This is a genomic window from Amycolatopsis sp. cmx-4-54, from assembly GCF_046548895.1.
GTDB lineage: Bacteria > Actinomycetota > Actinomycetes > Mycobacteriales > Pseudonocardiaceae > Amycolatopsis.
Genome location: NZ_JAEBEJ010000007.1, coordinates 385,497 through 399,489, shown reverse-complemented (window position 1 = coordinate 399,489; position 13,993 = coordinate 385,497). Strand labels below are relative to the sequence as shown.

Annotated in this window: 17 protein-coding genes and 1 tRNA gene; 10 read left to right on the top strand and 8 right to left on the bottom strand. The window is 68.3% G+C overall.

The window, feature by feature from the left end; translation table 11 throughout:
* The first annotated feature begins 108 nt into the window (after positions 1-108).
* Positions 109-182: transfer RNA gene (locus ACLJQ7_RS25355), tRNA-Leu, on the top strand.
* An 80-nt stretch (positions 183-262) separates the two neighbouring features.
* Here the strand turns inward: ACLJQ7_RS25355 and ACLJQ7_RS25350 are convergent.
* Entirely contained in the window at positions 263-931 is a 669-nt protein-coding gene (locus ACLJQ7_RS25350) for a nucleotidyltransferase domain-containing protein (protein ID WP_410650642.1), read from the bottom strand.
* A 69-nt stretch (positions 932-1,000) separates the two neighbouring features.
* Between ACLJQ7_RS25350 and ACLJQ7_RS25345 the strand changes: the two genes are divergently transcribed.
* Both ACLJQ7_RS25345 and ACLJQ7_RS25340 read left to right on the top strand, forming a co-directional pair.
* Positions 1,001-1,261: a hypothetical protein gene (locus tag ACLJQ7_RS25345; RefSeq protein WP_410650641.1), complete on the top strand. Its 261-nt coding sequence runs from the start codon at positions 1,001-1,003 to the stop codon at positions 1,259-1,261.
* A 51-nt stretch (positions 1,262-1,312) separates the two neighbouring features.
* The gene (locus ACLJQ7_RS25340; protein WP_410650640.1) at positions 1,313-2,104 is read left to right on the top strand and encodes a hypothetical protein; all 792 of its coding nucleotides are present in this window, start codon (positions 1,313-1,315) and stop codon (positions 2,102-2,104) included.
* On the opposite strand, the gene ACLJQ7_RS25335 is transcribed toward ACLJQ7_RS25340, so the two are convergent.
* The 5 genes from ACLJQ7_RS25335 to ACLJQ7_RS25315 form a co-directional block, all read right to left on the bottom strand.
* Positions 2,086-2,685 carry a dihydrofolate reductase family protein gene (locus tag ACLJQ7_RS25335; protein WP_410650639.1) on the bottom strand — a complete coding sequence of 200 codons (600 nt, stop codon included), beginning with the start codon at positions 2,683-2,685 and terminating at the stop codon, positions 2,086-2,088. The two genes, ACLJQ7_RS25340 and ACLJQ7_RS25335, sit on opposite strands and share 19 nt — an antisense overlap.
* A gap of 5 nt (positions 2,686-2,690) precedes the next feature.
* Positions 2,691-3,491: a metalloregulator ArsR/SmtB family transcription factor gene (locus tag ACLJQ7_RS25330; protein WP_410650638.1), complete on the bottom strand. Its 801-nt coding sequence runs from the start codon at positions 3,489-3,491 to the stop codon at positions 2,691-2,693.
* Between the two features lie 33 nt (positions 3,492-3,524).
* Entirely contained in the window at positions 3,525-4,472 is a 948-nt protein-coding gene (locus ACLJQ7_RS25325) for a methyltransferase (RefSeq protein ID WP_410650680.1), read from the bottom strand.
* An 89-nt stretch (positions 4,473-4,561) separates the two neighbouring features.
* On the bottom strand, positions 4,562-5,149 hold the full coding sequence (locus tag ACLJQ7_RS25320; protein ID WP_410650637.1) for an SDR family oxidoreductase: 588 nt from the start codon (positions 5,147-5,149) through the stop codon (positions 4,562-4,564).
* Positions 5,150-5,162: 13 nt separating this feature from the next.
* On the bottom strand, positions 5,163-5,936 hold the full coding sequence (locus ACLJQ7_RS25315; protein WP_410650636.1) for an aminotransferase class IV family protein: 774 nt from the start codon (positions 5,934-5,936) through the stop codon (positions 5,163-5,165).
* Positions 5,937-5,990: 54 nt separating this feature from the next.
* On the opposite strand from ACLJQ7_RS25315, the gene ACLJQ7_RS25310 reads away from it, so the two are divergent.
* On the top strand, positions 5,991-6,500 hold the full coding sequence (locus ACLJQ7_RS25310; protein ID WP_410650635.1) for a DinB family protein: 510 nt from the start codon (positions 5,991-5,993) through the stop codon (positions 6,498-6,500).
* A 15-nt stretch (positions 6,501-6,515) separates the two neighbouring features.
* On the opposite strand, the gene ACLJQ7_RS25305 is transcribed toward ACLJQ7_RS25310, so the two are convergent.
* A complete protein-coding gene (locus tag ACLJQ7_RS25305) occupies positions 6,516-6,818 on the bottom strand; it encodes a hypothetical protein (RefSeq protein ID WP_410650683.1) in 303 nt (100 codons plus the stop codon).
* A 120-nt stretch (positions 6,819-6,938) separates the two neighbouring features.
* On the opposite strand from ACLJQ7_RS25305, the gene ACLJQ7_RS25300 reads away from it, so the two are divergent.
* Genes ACLJQ7_RS25300 through ACLJQ7_RS25285 form a run of 4 tightly spaced genes read left to right on the top strand, consistent with a single transcriptional unit; the run spans position 6,939 to position 11,542 of the window.
* The gene (locus ACLJQ7_RS25300; protein WP_410650634.1) at positions 6,939-7,904 is read left to right on the top strand and encodes a LysR family transcriptional regulator; all 966 of its coding nucleotides are present in this window, start codon (positions 6,939-6,941) and stop codon (positions 7,902-7,904) included.
* Between the two features lie 4 nt (positions 7,905-7,908).
* Complete coding sequence (locus ACLJQ7_RS25295; protein WP_410650633.1) at positions 7,909-10,245, top strand: xanthine dehydrogenase family protein molybdopterin-binding subunit; 2,337 nt, start codon at positions 7,909-7,911, stop codon at positions 10,243-10,245.
* The gene (locus ACLJQ7_RS25290) at positions 10,242-11,090 is read left to right on the top strand and encodes an FAD binding domain-containing protein (RefSeq protein ID WP_410650632.1); all 849 of its coding nucleotides are present in this window, start codon (positions 10,242-10,244) and stop codon (positions 11,088-11,090) included. Before ACLJQ7_RS25295 ends, ACLJQ7_RS25290 begins: the two co-directional genes overlap by 4 nt.
* Positions 11,087-11,542, top strand: a complete 456-nt coding sequence (locus ACLJQ7_RS25285; protein WP_410650631.1) for a (2Fe-2S)-binding protein — start codon at positions 11,087-11,089, stop codon at positions 11,540-11,542. The genes ACLJQ7_RS25290 and ACLJQ7_RS25285 overlap by 4 nt, the downstream gene beginning before the upstream one ends.
* Positions 11,543-11,959: 417 nt before the next feature.
* Here the strand turns inward: ACLJQ7_RS25285 and ACLJQ7_RS25280 are convergent, their stop codons facing one another.
* Positions 11,960-12,919 (bottom strand): glycoside hydrolase family 25 protein, encoded by a 960-nt coding sequence (locus ACLJQ7_RS25280; RefSeq protein ID WP_410650630.1) that lies wholly within the window; start codon positions 12,917-12,919, stop codon positions 11,960-11,962.
* Positions 12,920-13,049: 130 nt separating this feature from the next.
* On the opposite strand from ACLJQ7_RS25280, the gene ACLJQ7_RS25275 reads away from it, so the two are divergent.
* On the top strand, positions 13,050-13,232 hold the full coding sequence (locus ACLJQ7_RS25275) for a hypothetical protein (RefSeq protein ID WP_007028251.1): 183 nt from the start codon (positions 13,050-13,052) through the stop codon (positions 13,230-13,232).
* Positions 13,233-13,432: 200 nt separating this feature from the next.
* The gene (locus ACLJQ7_RS25270) at positions 13,433-13,978 is read left to right on the top strand and encodes a hypothetical protein (protein WP_410650629.1); all 546 of its coding nucleotides are present in this window, start codon (positions 13,433-13,435) and stop codon (positions 13,976-13,978) included.
* The last annotated feature ends 15 nt before the right edge of the window (positions 13,979-13,993 follow it).

Sequence of the window (13,993 nt, the reverse complement as noted above, 5' to 3'; positions counted from 1 at the left end):
ACGGACTTGCTGGAGGCCCACGTTAGAGGACGCCACCCCTCGCGGTGGCACCGGCCACGCCGAGAAACGCCGATCGTGTCGCACGCTACGATTTCGGGGCAGTACTGGGGGCCCGTAGCCCAATTGGCAGAGGCACACGGTTTAGGTCCGTGCCAGTGAGAGTTCGAGTCTCTCCGGGCCCACCCTGGTTCGCTGACCTGCGGCGGCGCATCCACCCCGGGTGCGCCGGCCTGAGGCTTTCGGCCAGCAGGCCGATCCCCAGTCAGCCCTTTCCCATCCGCAGATGACCGGCCAGCCAGGTGTGACTCCCCGCCACGGTCAGCCCGTCTCTTGCCACATCGCGCAAAACGGCTTCGTCGTACGCACGGGCGGCGAGTTCGGCCTCGGTGAATTCCACGGGGCGGGTGTCGTTGCCGACCCAGCGGGTCATCTCGACCATCAGCTCATCGACTTGCGCTTCCCACCGGCCGCCGTCGGCGTCGTCGGGCCGGATCAGCAGGAGGCCCACCTCGCTGCCCTCCGTCGTCCCGCCTCGCGCCGCCGCCTCGAACACCGCGGCATAGATCGGAGGGATCTCCCAGGACTCCAGCCGATGCTCGATACGTTCCAGAAGCACCTTCCTCAGCCGAGCAAGGCCGATGATGTGCCCCGCCGCGAGATGGTCACGGTTGAGCCGGTACGCGAAAGCGTTCCCGACCCGATCGGACAGCACGACTCCCTGCTTCGTCAGGCGCCGCAGCACCTTACGGATCCCTTCCTCCGAGTGCCTCGCCAAGAGGCGATGCAGCTGTCCGGTCGTGAAGATGCCGTCATGGTTGGCGAGCACGGTGAGGACGTCACCGTCGAGCGTGGGGGTGACCGTCATCAGCGGCCGGTTCAAGTCCACTTCCACGTCCTCCAGAATCCGCCCGTCGGAGCCGACGATCGGCAACTTTGATGAAGGTAGAGAATGGTACTCTGGTACCCGAGAGTTGATCAGACTACCGAAGGAGGGACTGCCATGGCCGCGGCTACCGCGCCCATCAAAATCGACGCCGCGACCGATGAACTCGTGTCCCACGTGGCTCACTTCATGTCGCGCTCGAAGAAGGACATCGTCGATGCCGCCGTACGTGAGTACATCGACGCACACCGCGACGAAATCAACGCCGGGATCAAAGCCGCCCTCGGACAGCTCAACGGCTCTGACTCTGCCGCCATCTCCCTGATGACCGGATTGAGCGGGGACGAACTCGATGAACTCGGCGGTATGCCGAAGTAGCTTGGGCCCATCGGCCGATCTCCACACAAGGCCGTTCACTAGTATTTGATCATGACCCAGGTCACAATCGGCGTCCGTCCGACCAAGAGATGCCTTGCCGATCTCAGTCTTTCCTTGCCAGATCTCGGCCATCCGCTCAATGAGATGGACGATTCGATCGTCGTCGCCGCCCAGACGGTCCCGGCGCTCCGGAACGCCGGTGGTGCCCAGCGGATCTTGTCCCTGAACGACCGCGTGTGGTTCAAGGTCAAGACCAGGGATCGCCGCGCGGTCGTAACCCGATTGCAGGACGATGACCTGCCGGACGAACTCCCGAGCGAGGTCGGAGGCTGGTGGATCGGCGCGGCCGGCCACCGCCAAGCCGACAGTCCGCAACGCGACTTCTACGAATCGATCAGGCGCGAGTGCACTGACGGCAAGACCGTTTCGACCACGCGTCTCCTCCCCGTCGAGTGGGACTGGAAGCGCCTCAGTGCGGAGCAAGCGGTCGCCTGGCGACGTGAGATGAAGCGGTTGGTGGTCCATCTCATCGCCATGTCACTCACCAGTGGAAAGCTCGCGGTGGCAGAGTTCCAGAACCATCGCATCAAGGCACTCGTCCGCGTCGATGACGCCCACGAGGCCTACTTGGCGATCATCGCCGAGGGAATCCCGGATCCCAAGATCTTCGCCCTGCTGCTCGACTGCGTTCCCGGCGTCACCAAGGACGATTGGCAACCTGAACCGTCCGATCTGGCGGCGATGGAACCGGCGCCCGGTGAGATCGTCTGGTCGACACTGTTCCCGTCAGAAGTCGCGAGCGCGATCCTCGAACTCGACACAGCTCAGCGCACCCGGTCGTAGACCAGCGCCATCTCCCCCAGTTCCCCGGCCTCCTGATACGCCAGCGCCCATTTCGACGCGGGCAGGCCGTCGGCGAACAGCCGTTGCCCGCCGCCGGTGATCTCGGGGCAGATCATCAGGTACAGCCGGTCGATCAGGTCGTCGGCGAGCAGGGCCTTGATGACGCTCGCGCTGCTGTTGACCAGGATGTCGCCTTCCCCGTTCGCCTTCAGGCCGGCGATGACGTCGGCGGCGGGCGCGTTCACGACGCGGGCGCGGCCCCATGGCACTTTGGCCAGGGTCGTGGAGAAGACGACTTTTTCGGCGTCCACCAGCCACTTCGCGTAGGCGCGATCGCGCGGGTCTGCGTTCTCGTCGGCGGCGACGGTGGGCCAGAAGCCCAGGAAGCCCTCGGCGTTCAGTCTGCCGAGCACCGCGGTGGTCGCCTTTTCGTGGATGCGGGCGAGGTGGGCGCGGGCGACGTCGGTGGTGGCGTACGAGACGATCGCGCCCATGTCGCCGGGTCCGCCGGGGCCGCTGTAGTGACCGTCGAGGGTGAGGCCGATGTTCGCGGTGACGCGGCGGCCGGTCGGGTTCGTCATGTCGTTCAGTCCTTTGCCTGGGTGAGCTGAGCTGCGAGGTTGTCGAGCACCTGACCCCAGCCGGTTTCGATGCCGGCGATGAAGGGGACCGCCTCGACGGTCGTTTCGGTGATGCGCAGGTCGAGCCGCAGCCGGGTCCCGCCCGGCGCCTCGGTGAACTTCAGGTCGTAGTGCCCGGTGAAGAAGGTGTCCCCCTTGGCATCCAGCACCGAGAGGTCGAATTCGAGATGTTCGGGTTCGGTCGCGGCACGAACCTCTCCCGCGGAGCGGTACCGCCCTTCCGCGGCGCGGTAATCGAGTACGGCTCGTCCCCCGGCCCACGGCTCGATGACGGAGTCGGTGACGGCCATCGAAGGCGGCGCCCACCAGGACGCGAGCAGCGCGGGCTCGGTCCAATGCCGCCAGACGTCGGCCGGGGACGCGGCGAGCAGACGGTCGAACGAGAACGCCCGCCCGTCCGCCCACCGGTCCCGGTTCGCCGATGCGGTGTCCGCCGAGATCGCGGCCTGATAGCGAGTGAGGACATCTCGCTCGCCCTCGTTCGCCTCGATGGTCGCGATGAGCGCCCGCAGCCGCCCTTCGAAGTCCTTCAGCGGGCCCGCTTCGACCGCGTAGACGCGGCGCTGCCCCAGCGGGAAGACCGTCACGAGACCGGCGCGGGCGAGGGTCTGCAGGTGCTTGGTGGTCTGCGGCTGCCGCAGGCCGGTCAGCTCGGCGAGCTCACCGACGGACCGGGGCCGCTCGGCGAGAAGCTCGACGATGCGCCGCCTCGCTCCGTCTCCCAGTGCCGCTGCGATCTGCTCCATGCCCGAAAGTATTCACTCACTAGAATATTCCTGTCAAGGAATATCTTTACGGTGGAACTCCAGGAGGCTTCGCTCCTCGGTCAGCGTGGTGACCGAGTCGAAGACCAGACCATGTGCGGCGGCGAGGTCACGGAGTTCGTCGAGGCGCCGCTCGCGGCCGCCGTAGAGCACGAGCATCACCAGGTCCCATTCGGTCTGCGCCCCGAGTCCGCCGACCGCCTCGATGACGAGGACCCGGTCGCCGGGCTCGGTCGCCTCGGCGCAGCGGGCCAGGATGCGATGCGCGTGCTCGTCGTCCCAGTCGTGGAGGATGTCGGAGAGCAGGTAGGCGTCCGCCCCGGCCGGGAGCGGGTCGAAGAAGCTGCCCGCGGTGACCTCGACGCGCTCTTCGAGGCCCTGCGCGCGTAGTTCCTGTTCGGCGGCCGCAGCAGTCGGCGCAAGGTCGACGAGACGGCCGCGCATCGCAGGGTTGGCCTTCAGGATCGCGGAGAGCAGGCTGCCGTGACCCCCGCCGACGTCGACGAGCGTGCCGAAGCGGGACCAGTCGAACCCGGAGACGAGCCGCGGCACCTGCGTCAGGAACCGTTGGGTCATTTGCCGGTCGAACGTCTCCCGGAGCCGGGGCTGTTCGGCGAGATCGGTCCAGAAGTCCTTGCCATAGCGGCGGACGTACCCCGCCTGGCCGGTGGCGACGCTGTGCGCGAGTTCGACGAACGCCAGCTCACCCCGCCCGCCGGCGGCGTTCATGTCCAGGAGCCCGGCCAGACCGTTTCCGGCGTCGGCACGCAGGTTCGCACCGTAGCCGGTGGTGCGGTAGCCGGTCGATGTCCGTTCGAGGACGCCGAGGGTGGTCAGATGCCCCAGCAGCAGATCGAGCGCGAGCGGCGATTGGCCGAGTTCCGCCGCCAAGGCACCGGCGGCCGCGCCATCGCCGGACAGCCGGTCCGGCAATCCGAGGGTGACGGCGACCCGCAGTGCCATCGGAGTCGCCAGCCCGGCCAGCCGGAGGAGATCGTTTCTGTCGTCTTGGTTCGTCACGAAAATCCACTGTGGCAGCGAGGTCAAGCGACTTACGGCGCCAGCGTGCGCCCGGTGAGGTCCGCGGTCTCCACGGCCTCGACGTAGCAACGCGCGACGTCGGCCGCCGGGGTGCCGCCTTCCGGTTCGCCGAGCGCCACGAGCGTCTCGCTCACCCAACCGGGGCTGACCGCGTTGACCCGGAGCCCGCGCGGCAGTTCGCGGGCCGCCGCGGCGACGAACGCTTCGAGACCCGCGTTGGTCAGGACACCGAAAGCGCTGCCGTGCAACGACTCCGGGATCCGGCCGGCGGTCAGGGTGACCGAGCCGCCGTCCGGCAGCTGCGGGATCGCGTGCCGCAGCAGGAACACCTGCCCGAGCAGTTTCCCTTGCAGGCCCTGGATGAACTCTTCGTCGGTACCGCCGTCGACCGGCACCAGCGAGCCACTGCCCGCGCAGCACACGACGTGCTCGATCCCCGGCTCGGCAGCGAAGAGCGCGTCGAACGTGGCGGGCTGCTCGACGTCTACTTTGAGTTCGCCGGAGCGGGACGCGGGCAGCACGGCGTGCCCGCGTGCGGTGAGCGCCTCGGAGACCGCGGTCCCGATCGTCCCGGTGGCCCCGATCACGAGGATCTTCATCGGTGTCTTCCCTTCAAGGTCGTGTGAGAAGTTCGGTTTCGTAAGCCTGGTGCAGCGCCGCGACGAACGACGGCGCGTCAGGCAGCGACGCCGGACCGATCCGGCGCACCGCGATCCCCGGCGTCCACGAATTCATGACCACCGCGCCGTCAAGCCCCGGCAGGTCGGCGAGCGTGACCTCCTGGACCCGTTGCGGCACACCGATCCCCTCAAGACGCCGCTGGACGATGCCCATCGTCGTCCCCCGCAGCAGACCGGCGTCGGGCCACACCACCGTATCGCGCTCCCAGAAGGCGAGGTTCCAGATCGTCGCCTCGCTCAGCCTGCCCCGGCGGTCGACGAACGCCGCGTCGTCGGCCCCTTCCCCGACGGCCTGTCGCCGGAAGTACGTCTTCGCCATCTCGCCGGTGTGCTTGACGGCCGGAAGGACCCGCTCGTGTTCCACGGCCGTCAGCGCCAGCGGCCCCGCCGGGCCGGACGACGGTGGCCGGGTGCGCACCAGGACTTCGAGGTCCCCCGGCAGGTGGATCGTCACGGTGAGGGAGACGTCGGCGGGACTGGCCTTCAGTGCCTCGCGCACGTACGAACGGATCCGGTCGTCGGGTAAGGCATCGCCGAACAGCTCCACCGAGGCGGTGCGGAGCCGGTCCAGATGCAGGTCGAGACCGCGCACGCGGCCGTCACGCACCTGCATCGCCGTGAAATGCGCGAAACCGGCGAAGGCGAGCGGCGCCAGCTCTTCGGCGGTCGCCGTCCGGCCGTTCAGCTGCGCGACATGAAGACTCATGCCCGCACCGTAATCCGGTTGCGGCCGCGCTGTTCCGGAGGAACGATCCCGCGGGTGTCCGCATCGCGTACCGAGCTGTCGCGCTGGCAGTTCGATCTGACCTGGTCGTTGTTCGACTACCACCTCGCCGACCTCGAACCGGCGGATTTCCGTTGGGAGCCGTCGGCTCTTTGCTGGACGATCCGGCCGGACGGCACACCCGACTGGGCCGACACCGAACCCGACCCCGTCCCGGTCCCCACGATCGCCTGGCTCACCTGGCATATCGGCTGGTGGTGGAGTGTCGCGCTGGATCACGCGAACGGGCGGGCTCCCCGCGAGCGAGAGGCGATCACCTGGCCCGGCGAAGAATCCGCCATCGAGTGGCTTCGTGGTCTTCGCGAGGAATGGCTGGCGGTGCTGGACCGGTTGACCGACGCCGCCCTGGACGCGCCCTCCGCCTATCCGTGGGGCGAGGACGCCGGGCTGACCTTCGCCCACACAGTCGCCTGGGTGAACTCCGAGCTGATGAAGAACGTGTCGGAGATCGGGCAGCTCAGGTTGTTGCGACGCAGCTCGGTGTGATGCCGGGGATGGACTTCAGCTCGCCGAGGAGCATCGAACTGACGGCGACCGGATAGTCGTTTTCAGTTCGAGGACCGCGTCCTCGGTCAGCCGCTCGGCGGTCGCGTGCAGGGTCAGCGGCTCGCCGTCGCCCGCCGTGGAAGATCGTGTAGCCGGCGAACGGCGGGATCGCGTCCCAGAGGGCCTGCACTGCCGCGTGTGAGAAGCCGTTGGCCGGTGGAAACGGGACTCCGGCGCGAGGTAGGCCTCGATGCCGATCATCGCGCCGTCGAGCATCGAGTACGCGGTATGAACGTGCAAGTGCACGAAGGAGTCCACCGGCCACTCCCCACGGTTGTACGATTTCGGTCTGATACGACGATTGGACCGTTGGCATGGCGTCGTTGTCCAACAAGCGACACGCGACCATCGACAACCACCAGTTGTAGGGAGTGCACAATGGAGCTGGACCTGGGCGCGGTGCGCGCGTTCGTCGCGGTGGCCGACGACCGGTACTTCAGCGAGGCGGCGATCCGGCTGGAGATCAGTCAGCAGGCGATCTCCAAACGCGTCGCGAAGCTCGAGTCGGACCTCGGGGTACGGCTGCTGTCGCGAACACGCGGTGGGGCTGAGCCGACCGAAGACGGCGAGGAGTTCCTCAGCCACGCTCGTGCGCTGATCAGCCTCGCGGACCAGGCCGTCGAACGCCTCCACGGCAGGCGACGGGCGCTGCGCGTCGACGTCCTCGGCACGCGACTGGCGACCATGGAGGTCATCCGGGCGTTCCACGCCGGACACGACGACGAACTGGAGCTCGTCACGCCCGGACTGGGCGCGGTACGCCGGCCCATGCTGCCCGAGTCCGTCGATGCCGCCTTCGCCAGGGTCAGCACCGTGCCGGATCCCGGGATCGGCCGCACGCCCGCCTATCTGGAACCGGCGAACCTGCTGGTCGGACGGCGGCATCCGCTCGCACGGCGGCGCCGGGTCGCGATGGCGGAGCTCGCCGGCCTGACGGCGTGGATGCCCTACAACGCGCGGGCCGGCGAATGGGCGGAGTTCTGGCAGGAACTGTGCCCGGAGTTCGGCATCCTGGTCGACACCGACGGCCCGAACTTCGGGCTCGAACACCACATCGAGGTGCTGAGCGAGTCGAAGGACAGGCTGGGTTTCGTCGGCGCGAAGATGCACGTGCCCTGGCATCCGGACGTCGTCCAGATCCCGCTCGTCGACCCGACGCCGGTGTACCCGTTCTCCCTGCTGTGGCGGCACGAGAACCGGCACCCCACCCTGCGGCTGCTGATCGAGCACGTCCGGTCCGCCTACCGGCCCTTCGATCCGGAACGGCAGTGGCTCCCGGTATCGGACCGCGAGGCCATGACCCATGTGCACGATGCGCGAAGGGCCGCCGATACGGAAAAGTGAGGCCATGGGCGAGGGGCTGATCGGCGCGAGGGTGAACCGGCAGGAGGACGTCCGCCTGCTCACCGGACGGGCGCGGTACATCGACGACATCCACTCACCCGGGATGCTGGAGGCCGCCATCCTCCGCAGTCCCCTGCCGCACGCGCGGATCGTGCGTGTCGACACCACGGCCGCGGAAGCCCATCCCGGCGTGTTCGCCGTGGTCACCGGCGAAGAGGTGCGGGCGGTCACGAAGACGCCGCAGCCGGTGGTCTGGTCGAACCTGCCGGACATGCGAACGCCCGAGGCCCACGCGCTGGCCATCGGCAAGGTGCGCTACCCCGGCCAAGGCGTCGCAGCGGTCGCGGCGAAGGACCGGGCGACCGCCGAGGACGCGCTGGAACTGATCGAAGTCGAGTACGAGGAGCTCCCGGCCGCCTGCACCCTCGAACAGGCGCTGGCCGATGACGCGCCGAAGCTCTACGAAGACTGGCCGGACAACGTCGTCGGCACCGGGACCATCCCGATGGGTGACGTGGCCACCGCGTTCGCCGAGGCCGACGTCGTGCTCACCGAGTCGTTCCGCTTCGCGCGCCAGATGGGCACGCCGATCGAAACGCGCGGTGTGGTGGCGGACTGGGATCCGTTCACCGACCGGCTCGACGTCTGGCTCGCGACGCAGGCGCCCAATCTCGCGCGCGAACTGTTCGGCGAGGTCTTCGGGCTCTCGATGGACCGGATCCGCGTGCGCACCCCCGACGTCGGCGGCGGCTTCGGGAACAAGTTCGATTTCTACGCCGAGGAGGTCGTCGCGGCGGTCCTCTCGCGGCGCACCGGGAAACCGGTCAAGCTCATCGAGGACCGGGCGGAGAGCTTCGTCGCCAACGCGCACTCGCGCGAGCAGAAGATCGACGTCGAACTCGCGGCCAAGGCCGACGGCACGATCACCGGTCTGCGCGCCACCGTGTACGGCGTCCTCGGCGGAGTACTCGGAACCGTCGGCGCCAGCCCGTGCTGGACGACGACCGCGCTGCTGACCGGGCCGTACGCCATCCCGAACGTGGAACTGAGCCTCGTCGCCGTGATGACGAACCGGTCGCCGTACGGCTCGTTCCGCGGTTACGGGCTGCCGAAGGCGAACTTCGTCCACGAACATCTGGTGGAGCAGCTGGCGAAACGTCTCGGCATGGACGCGCACGCGGTGCGGCGCAAGAACTTCATCCCGCCGGAGGCATTTCCTTACCAGGGTCCGGTGTTCGTCTACGACAGCGGCCGCTACGAGGACTGCCTCGACCTTTGCCTCAAGGCCGTCGAGGAAGCGGGCTGGGCCGAGCGCCGCGAAAACGGCGCCGGAATCGGATACGCGTTCCACAACGAACTGACCGGGTTCGGGCCGAGCCGGATCATCAACCTGGCGGGCCTGGGGCATTCCGGTTTCGACGAGGAGATCGTGCGGGTCGACTCGACCGGGCACGTGACCGTCCACACCGGACTGTCCGCGATCGGGCAGGGCATCCACACGACACTGGCGCAGGTGGCCGCGCACACGCTCGGTGTCCCGCTCGACCACGTCACCGTGCTTTCCGGCGACACCGACAGCTGCCCGTATACCGGCTACGGCACCGCGGCGAGCCGCGGGGCGGCCGTCGGCGGCGCGGCCGTGCTGAACGCGTCGACCCGGCTGCGGGCGAAGATCCTCAGGGTGGCCGGGCACATTCTGGAGGCGTCGCCCGACGATCTGTCCCTTGAGGACGGTGTCGTCTCGGTGAAAGGCGTACCGGGCAAGCAGGTCACCCTCGCCGCGATCGGCGACGCCGCGTACCGGCGGCTGAACGGCGTCTGGCCCGAGGACGAGACGCCGACGCTGGAGGAACGCGAGGTCTACGATCCGGTCAACGTCGCGACCTCCTTCGGCTGCACCGCCGTCCTCGCCGAGGTCGACAAGGAGACCGGCGTGGTGACACTGCTGGACTACCTGATCGCGCACGACTGCGGCACCGTCATCAATCCGACGATCGTGGACGGGCAGCTGCACGGCGGTGCGGCGCAGGCGATCGGGGGCGCGTTGTACGAAGAGCTGGTCTACGGCGCCGACGGGCGGATGGAGACCACGTCGTTCACCGGGTACCTGCTGCCGACCGCGACCGAGATCCCACCGTTCTCCGTGTCGCATATGACGACACCCGCCGAACACGTTCCCGGTGGCTTCAAGGGGATGGGGGAAGCGGGCGTGATCGGCGGTGGCGCGGCCATCGCGCACGCCGTCGAGGACGCGCTGCGCGAATACGACGTGGACATCACCTCACTGCCGATCACGCCGCCGCGGCTGCTGGCCGCGCTCAAGCGGGGAGCGTCCCGGTGAAGGCCGCGCCGTTCGACTACTTCCGGGCATCGTCGCTCGACGAGGCCATCGAAGCGCTGAGCACGCCGGACTCGCGGGTGCTGGCGGGCGGGCAGAGCCTGGTGCCGTTGCTGAACCTGCGTCAAGCACGGCCCGCACTGGTGGTCGACATCAATCGTCTCGACGAGCTTTCCTTCCTGCGCAAGGAGAACGGGCGGCTGGAGATCGGCGCGCTCACCCGGCACCGCTCGGTCGAGACGTCCGCCGTCGTCCGGTCCGAAGTCCCGCTGCTCGCCGACGCGCTCGGCTACGTCGGACACGTGGCAATCCGGAACCGGGGCACGATCGGCGGCAGTCTCGCGCACGCCGATCCGGCCGCGGAACTGCCCGCGGTGATGGTCGCGCTCGACGCCGACCTCGCCGTCCACGGGCCGGACGGCGAGCGGATCGTCGCCGCCCGGGACTTCTTTCTCGGCCCGCACCGGACGGCGCTGGGACCCGGCGAACTGCTGACGCGGATTTCGGTGCCGTCGCACCGAGGCGGCTGGGCGGTCGAGGAACTGAGCAGGCGGAGCCGCGATCTCGCCATCGTCGCCGTGTTCGCGGCCGTGACGATGTCCGGTGGCGTCTGCGAATCCGCGCGGATCGCCCTCGCGGGCGCGGGCCCGACGCCGATCCGGGCCGTCGCCGCCGAGGAGTCACTCACCGGCGACACCTTGACGGCCGACGCGATCGCACTCGCCGCGGAACTCGCCGCCGGGGCGACGGATCCAGCGGACGACCTCCACGCCCCCGCCGGCTACCGGCGCGAGATGGCCGCCGTCCTCACCCGGCGGGCACTCGCGCGAGCGAAGGATGGCGCATGATCACAGTCACCCTGACGGTGAACGGACGGACCTACCGCGCCGACTGCGAACCGCGACGCACGCTGGCCGACTTCCTGCGCCACGACCTGGGTTTCACCGGGGTGCACGTCGGCTGCGAGCACGGCGTCTGCGGCTCGTGCACGATCACCCTCGACGGCGCGAGCGCGCGATCGTGCTGCCTGCTGGCGGCGCAGGTGGACGGGTCGGAGATCGTCACGATCGAGGGGCTGGCCTCGGACGGCGAACTGCATCCGCTGCAGGAGTCGTTCCGGAAACACCACGGGCTGCAGTGCGGTTTCTGCACGCCCGGGATGCTGGCGACGGCGATGGAGTTGCTGAAGGAGAACCCGGATCCGACGGACGCCGAGATCCGGCAGGGGATCTCGGGGAACCTGTGCCGCTGCACGGGGTACCAGTTCATCGTGGACGCCATCCGGGACGCCGCTCCGTGAAGGCCTCGTTCTTCCCTGCCCCGAAGGTCAGTGCTCCGGCAAAGTCGTCTATCCGCTGGCCAGGGGGTGGCGGTGGGGCTCGTCACGGTGGCCAGACCTACGCGACCGTTGCCGGGACACTTTCGGGGCGACTGTGTCCGATTTAGGCGTTTTGCAAAGGGGTCGTGAGTGATAAAGAGCGTTAGAACGACCCTTACCACTCACGACCCCGACTCTAAACCGTACAGATAAGCATCAAACGGACATCAATCCGCCTTCTGGTGTCCTTTATGGACATTGTCCGTTCGGGCCCCTCTGGCATCTGCCCTGTCGGAGGTCCAGTTCGAATCATCAAGAGTGGCCCCGCCAGCGGATAGACGACTTTGCCGGGCCCCTGACCCTCAAAGGTGGTGAAGGAGGCTTCACGGACTTCCGGGCTCAGCCGACGACGTCGATCTCGAAGTCCACGGCCGAGCTGTACTCATAGTCGGCCCACACCGCGCCGGGCAGACGGTAACGCCGGTGCGAAACCGTCCTGGAGACGAACCCGGGCTGCTCCATGGGGTTGTAGCCAATGCCGACTTTGTCGCTTCCCCAAGCGTAGATGTTCCCCTGGAAGACGGGCGAGTCGGTGACACCGTCGCCGTCGATACGCGGCCGCACGATGATCGCGGCCGTCTCGCTGCCCGAAAGCAGCAGCCGCACCGACGTGGTGTCCATGCTGGCCGGAATGGTCCTGCGTTCCATGAGTTCTGTCGTCGCCTTCCGTTTCGGGGCGGCGCCGCCGCCGGTCAAGTGGGCGTTCGTATAGGACTCGTTGAGGTCGACGCTGCTCGCCCGGATACCGGGGATCTGGCCGGCGTCCGAGTATTGGTGCACGTCGTAGCGGCCCGCCGCGGCGTCGGGTCTGGCGCCGTAGCGCGCGATCCAGACGACGAGGTCCCGTACGCCGAACTGGTCGGGGCGCAGCATCTTGGCGAGTGAGTTGTTCATGTAGATACCGGGGCGGAACCCGTGTCCCGCCACGCGGTCGCAGAACCTGATCGAAAAGTCCCGCTTGCGCCCGTCGGGGATGTTCGGCGCTCCCGATCCCGGCGGGTTGTCCTCGAGGTCGAGCATCGGGACGCAGCCGGTCGCCGCGAGCCGCCGGACCTCCGCGATGAGCACGTCGGCCTGCGCCTCGGGCGAGGGGCTCGCTTGAGCGAAGTGATAGCCGCCCACCGGGATTCCCACGGATCTCGCGCCCGCCACCAGCGCGTCGCCTGTGTTGCGCCCGCCGTTCGGCAGGCCACCTCCGTCGGTGAGCTTGACGAAGACGAAGGTCACGCCGTGATCCTTGACGGCCTGCCAATTGGTAACGGATTGAAAGCGACTGTAGATATCTATTCCCAGCGCCATCTTCACAGCCTGACGGGTGAACCCGGTTGGACAAAAGGGCCTAGTGGGCGATAGCTGTTTCGTCCGATTCGCCCTTTTGGGCGGCCCCTCCGTGGCTGACGCGGCTCATCCGTACCCGTACTGTGACGACATGGCGTCTCGAAGCCCCTTTCGCTGGCTGACCCGATGGGCCGACTGGTTCGAAGAGCGTGGCGTCTATGTCCCGGGAGAGGAAAGCCGGGCGGTCGATCCGATGCGCGATTTCGGCTGGCTGATCGTGGCCTGGGTGTCCGGTTTGGCGATCTTCATCCTGTTCTTCGCCTTCGCCGTCTGACCCTCGCCGCTGTGTCACCGAGGTGACGACTGTCACTAGTCGTGTCCTTCCGATCACGGATCGGCCACGGCTGTACACCAGGTGCGCCTCAACCCGGCCTCGCGGCTCCTCTCGGCTGCGGAAGACCGTCAGTCTGGACTCTTCGGCACTAATACCTACCTCGAACGGCCCACCCGTACCGCCGACTGGAGTAACCCCACATGGCGCTTCCGCGCACCCCGAAGCTCTTGGTCGCCGCCTGCTCGTTGCTGCTGGCGGCCGCGTGCGGGGTTCCGGCACCGGAAAAAGGGGCCGCCGTGCTCGGCGCGGACGCTCCGGCGCAGGGCCTGGCCGCGACGCACGCGGAAGGCGACCTCGCCTTCGGCGCCCCGCACCGGTTCGCGACCGGGGTCACGATCTCGGTGTCCGCGCCGAAAGCGTTCCGCCCCAGCGCGTCGGCGTACCCGCAGAGCCCGCGCGCGGTGGCCTTCGGCATCGAGGTGACGAACGCGGGCGAGGGCACCTACCGGCTCTCCGGTCTGTCCGTGACGGGCGAGGTCGACGGAGAGACCTCCGCGGTCAAACAGGTCGTCGACCCGGTCCAGGGCTACAACGGCGTCGCGGACGCGGGCAAGGACGTGGCGCCCGGCCGCTCGGTCCAGCTGAACCTCGCCTTCGCCGTTCCGGACAGGCCGGTGCGGCTTCGCCTCCAGGTGCGGCCGAGCCCTTCGGAGCCTGTCGCCGCGAAGTACTGCGGAAAGGTCTGACGCCGCCGATTTCGC

Bases quoted from the DNA above. Each gene is read 5' to 3' on its own strand.
- ACLJQ7_RS25300 (WP_410650634.1), top strand. From the start codon at position 6,939: ATGGAGCTGGACCTGGGCGCGGTGCGCGCGTTCGTCGCGGTGGCCGAC.
- ACLJQ7_RS25335 (WP_410650639.1), bottom strand. From the start codon at position 2,685: ATGACGAACCCGACCGGCCGCCGCGTCACCGCGAACATCGGCCTCACC.
- ACLJQ7_RS25285 (WP_410650631.1), top strand. From the start codon at position 11,087: ATGATCACAGTCACCCTGACGGTGAACGGACGGACCTACCGCGCCGAC.
- ACLJQ7_RS25280 (WP_410650630.1), bottom strand. From the start codon at position 12,919: ATGGCGCTGGGAATAGATATCTACAGTCGCTTTCAATCCGTTACCAAT.
- ACLJQ7_RS25295 (WP_410650633.1), top strand. From the start codon at position 7,909: ATGGGCGAGGGGCTGATCGGCGCGAGGGTGAACCGGCAGGAGGACGTC.
- ACLJQ7_RS25325 (WP_410650680.1), bottom strand. From the start codon at position 4,472: ATGGCACTGCGGGTCGCCGTCACCCTCGGATTGCCGGACCGGCTGTCC.
- ACLJQ7_RS25275 (WP_007028251.1), top strand. From the start codon at position 13,050: ATGGCGTCTCGAAGCCCCTTTCGCTGGCTGACCCGATGGGCCGACTGG.
- ACLJQ7_RS25345 (WP_410650641.1), top strand. From the start codon at position 1,001: ATGGCCGCGGCTACCGCGCCCATCAAAATCGACGCCGCGACCGATGAA.
- ACLJQ7_RS25340 (WP_410650640.1), top strand. From the start codon at position 1,313: ATGACCCAGGTCACAATCGGCGTCCGTCCGACCAAGAGATGCCTTGCC.
- ACLJQ7_RS25315 (WP_410650636.1), bottom strand. From the start codon at position 5,936: ATGAGTCTTCATGTCGCGCAGCTGAACGGCCGGACGGCGACCGCCGAA.
- ACLJQ7_RS25330 (WP_410650638.1), bottom strand. From the start codon at position 3,491: ATGGAGCAGATCGCAGCGGCACTGGGAGACGGAGCGAGGCGGCGCATC.
- ACLJQ7_RS25320 (WP_410650637.1), bottom strand. From the start codon at position 5,149: ATGAAGATCCTCGTGATCGGGGCCACCGGGACGATCGGGACCGCGGTC.
- ACLJQ7_RS25270 (WP_410650629.1), top strand. From the start codon at position 13,433: ATGGCGCTTCCGCGCACCCCGAAGCTCTTGGTCGCCGCCTGCTCGTTG.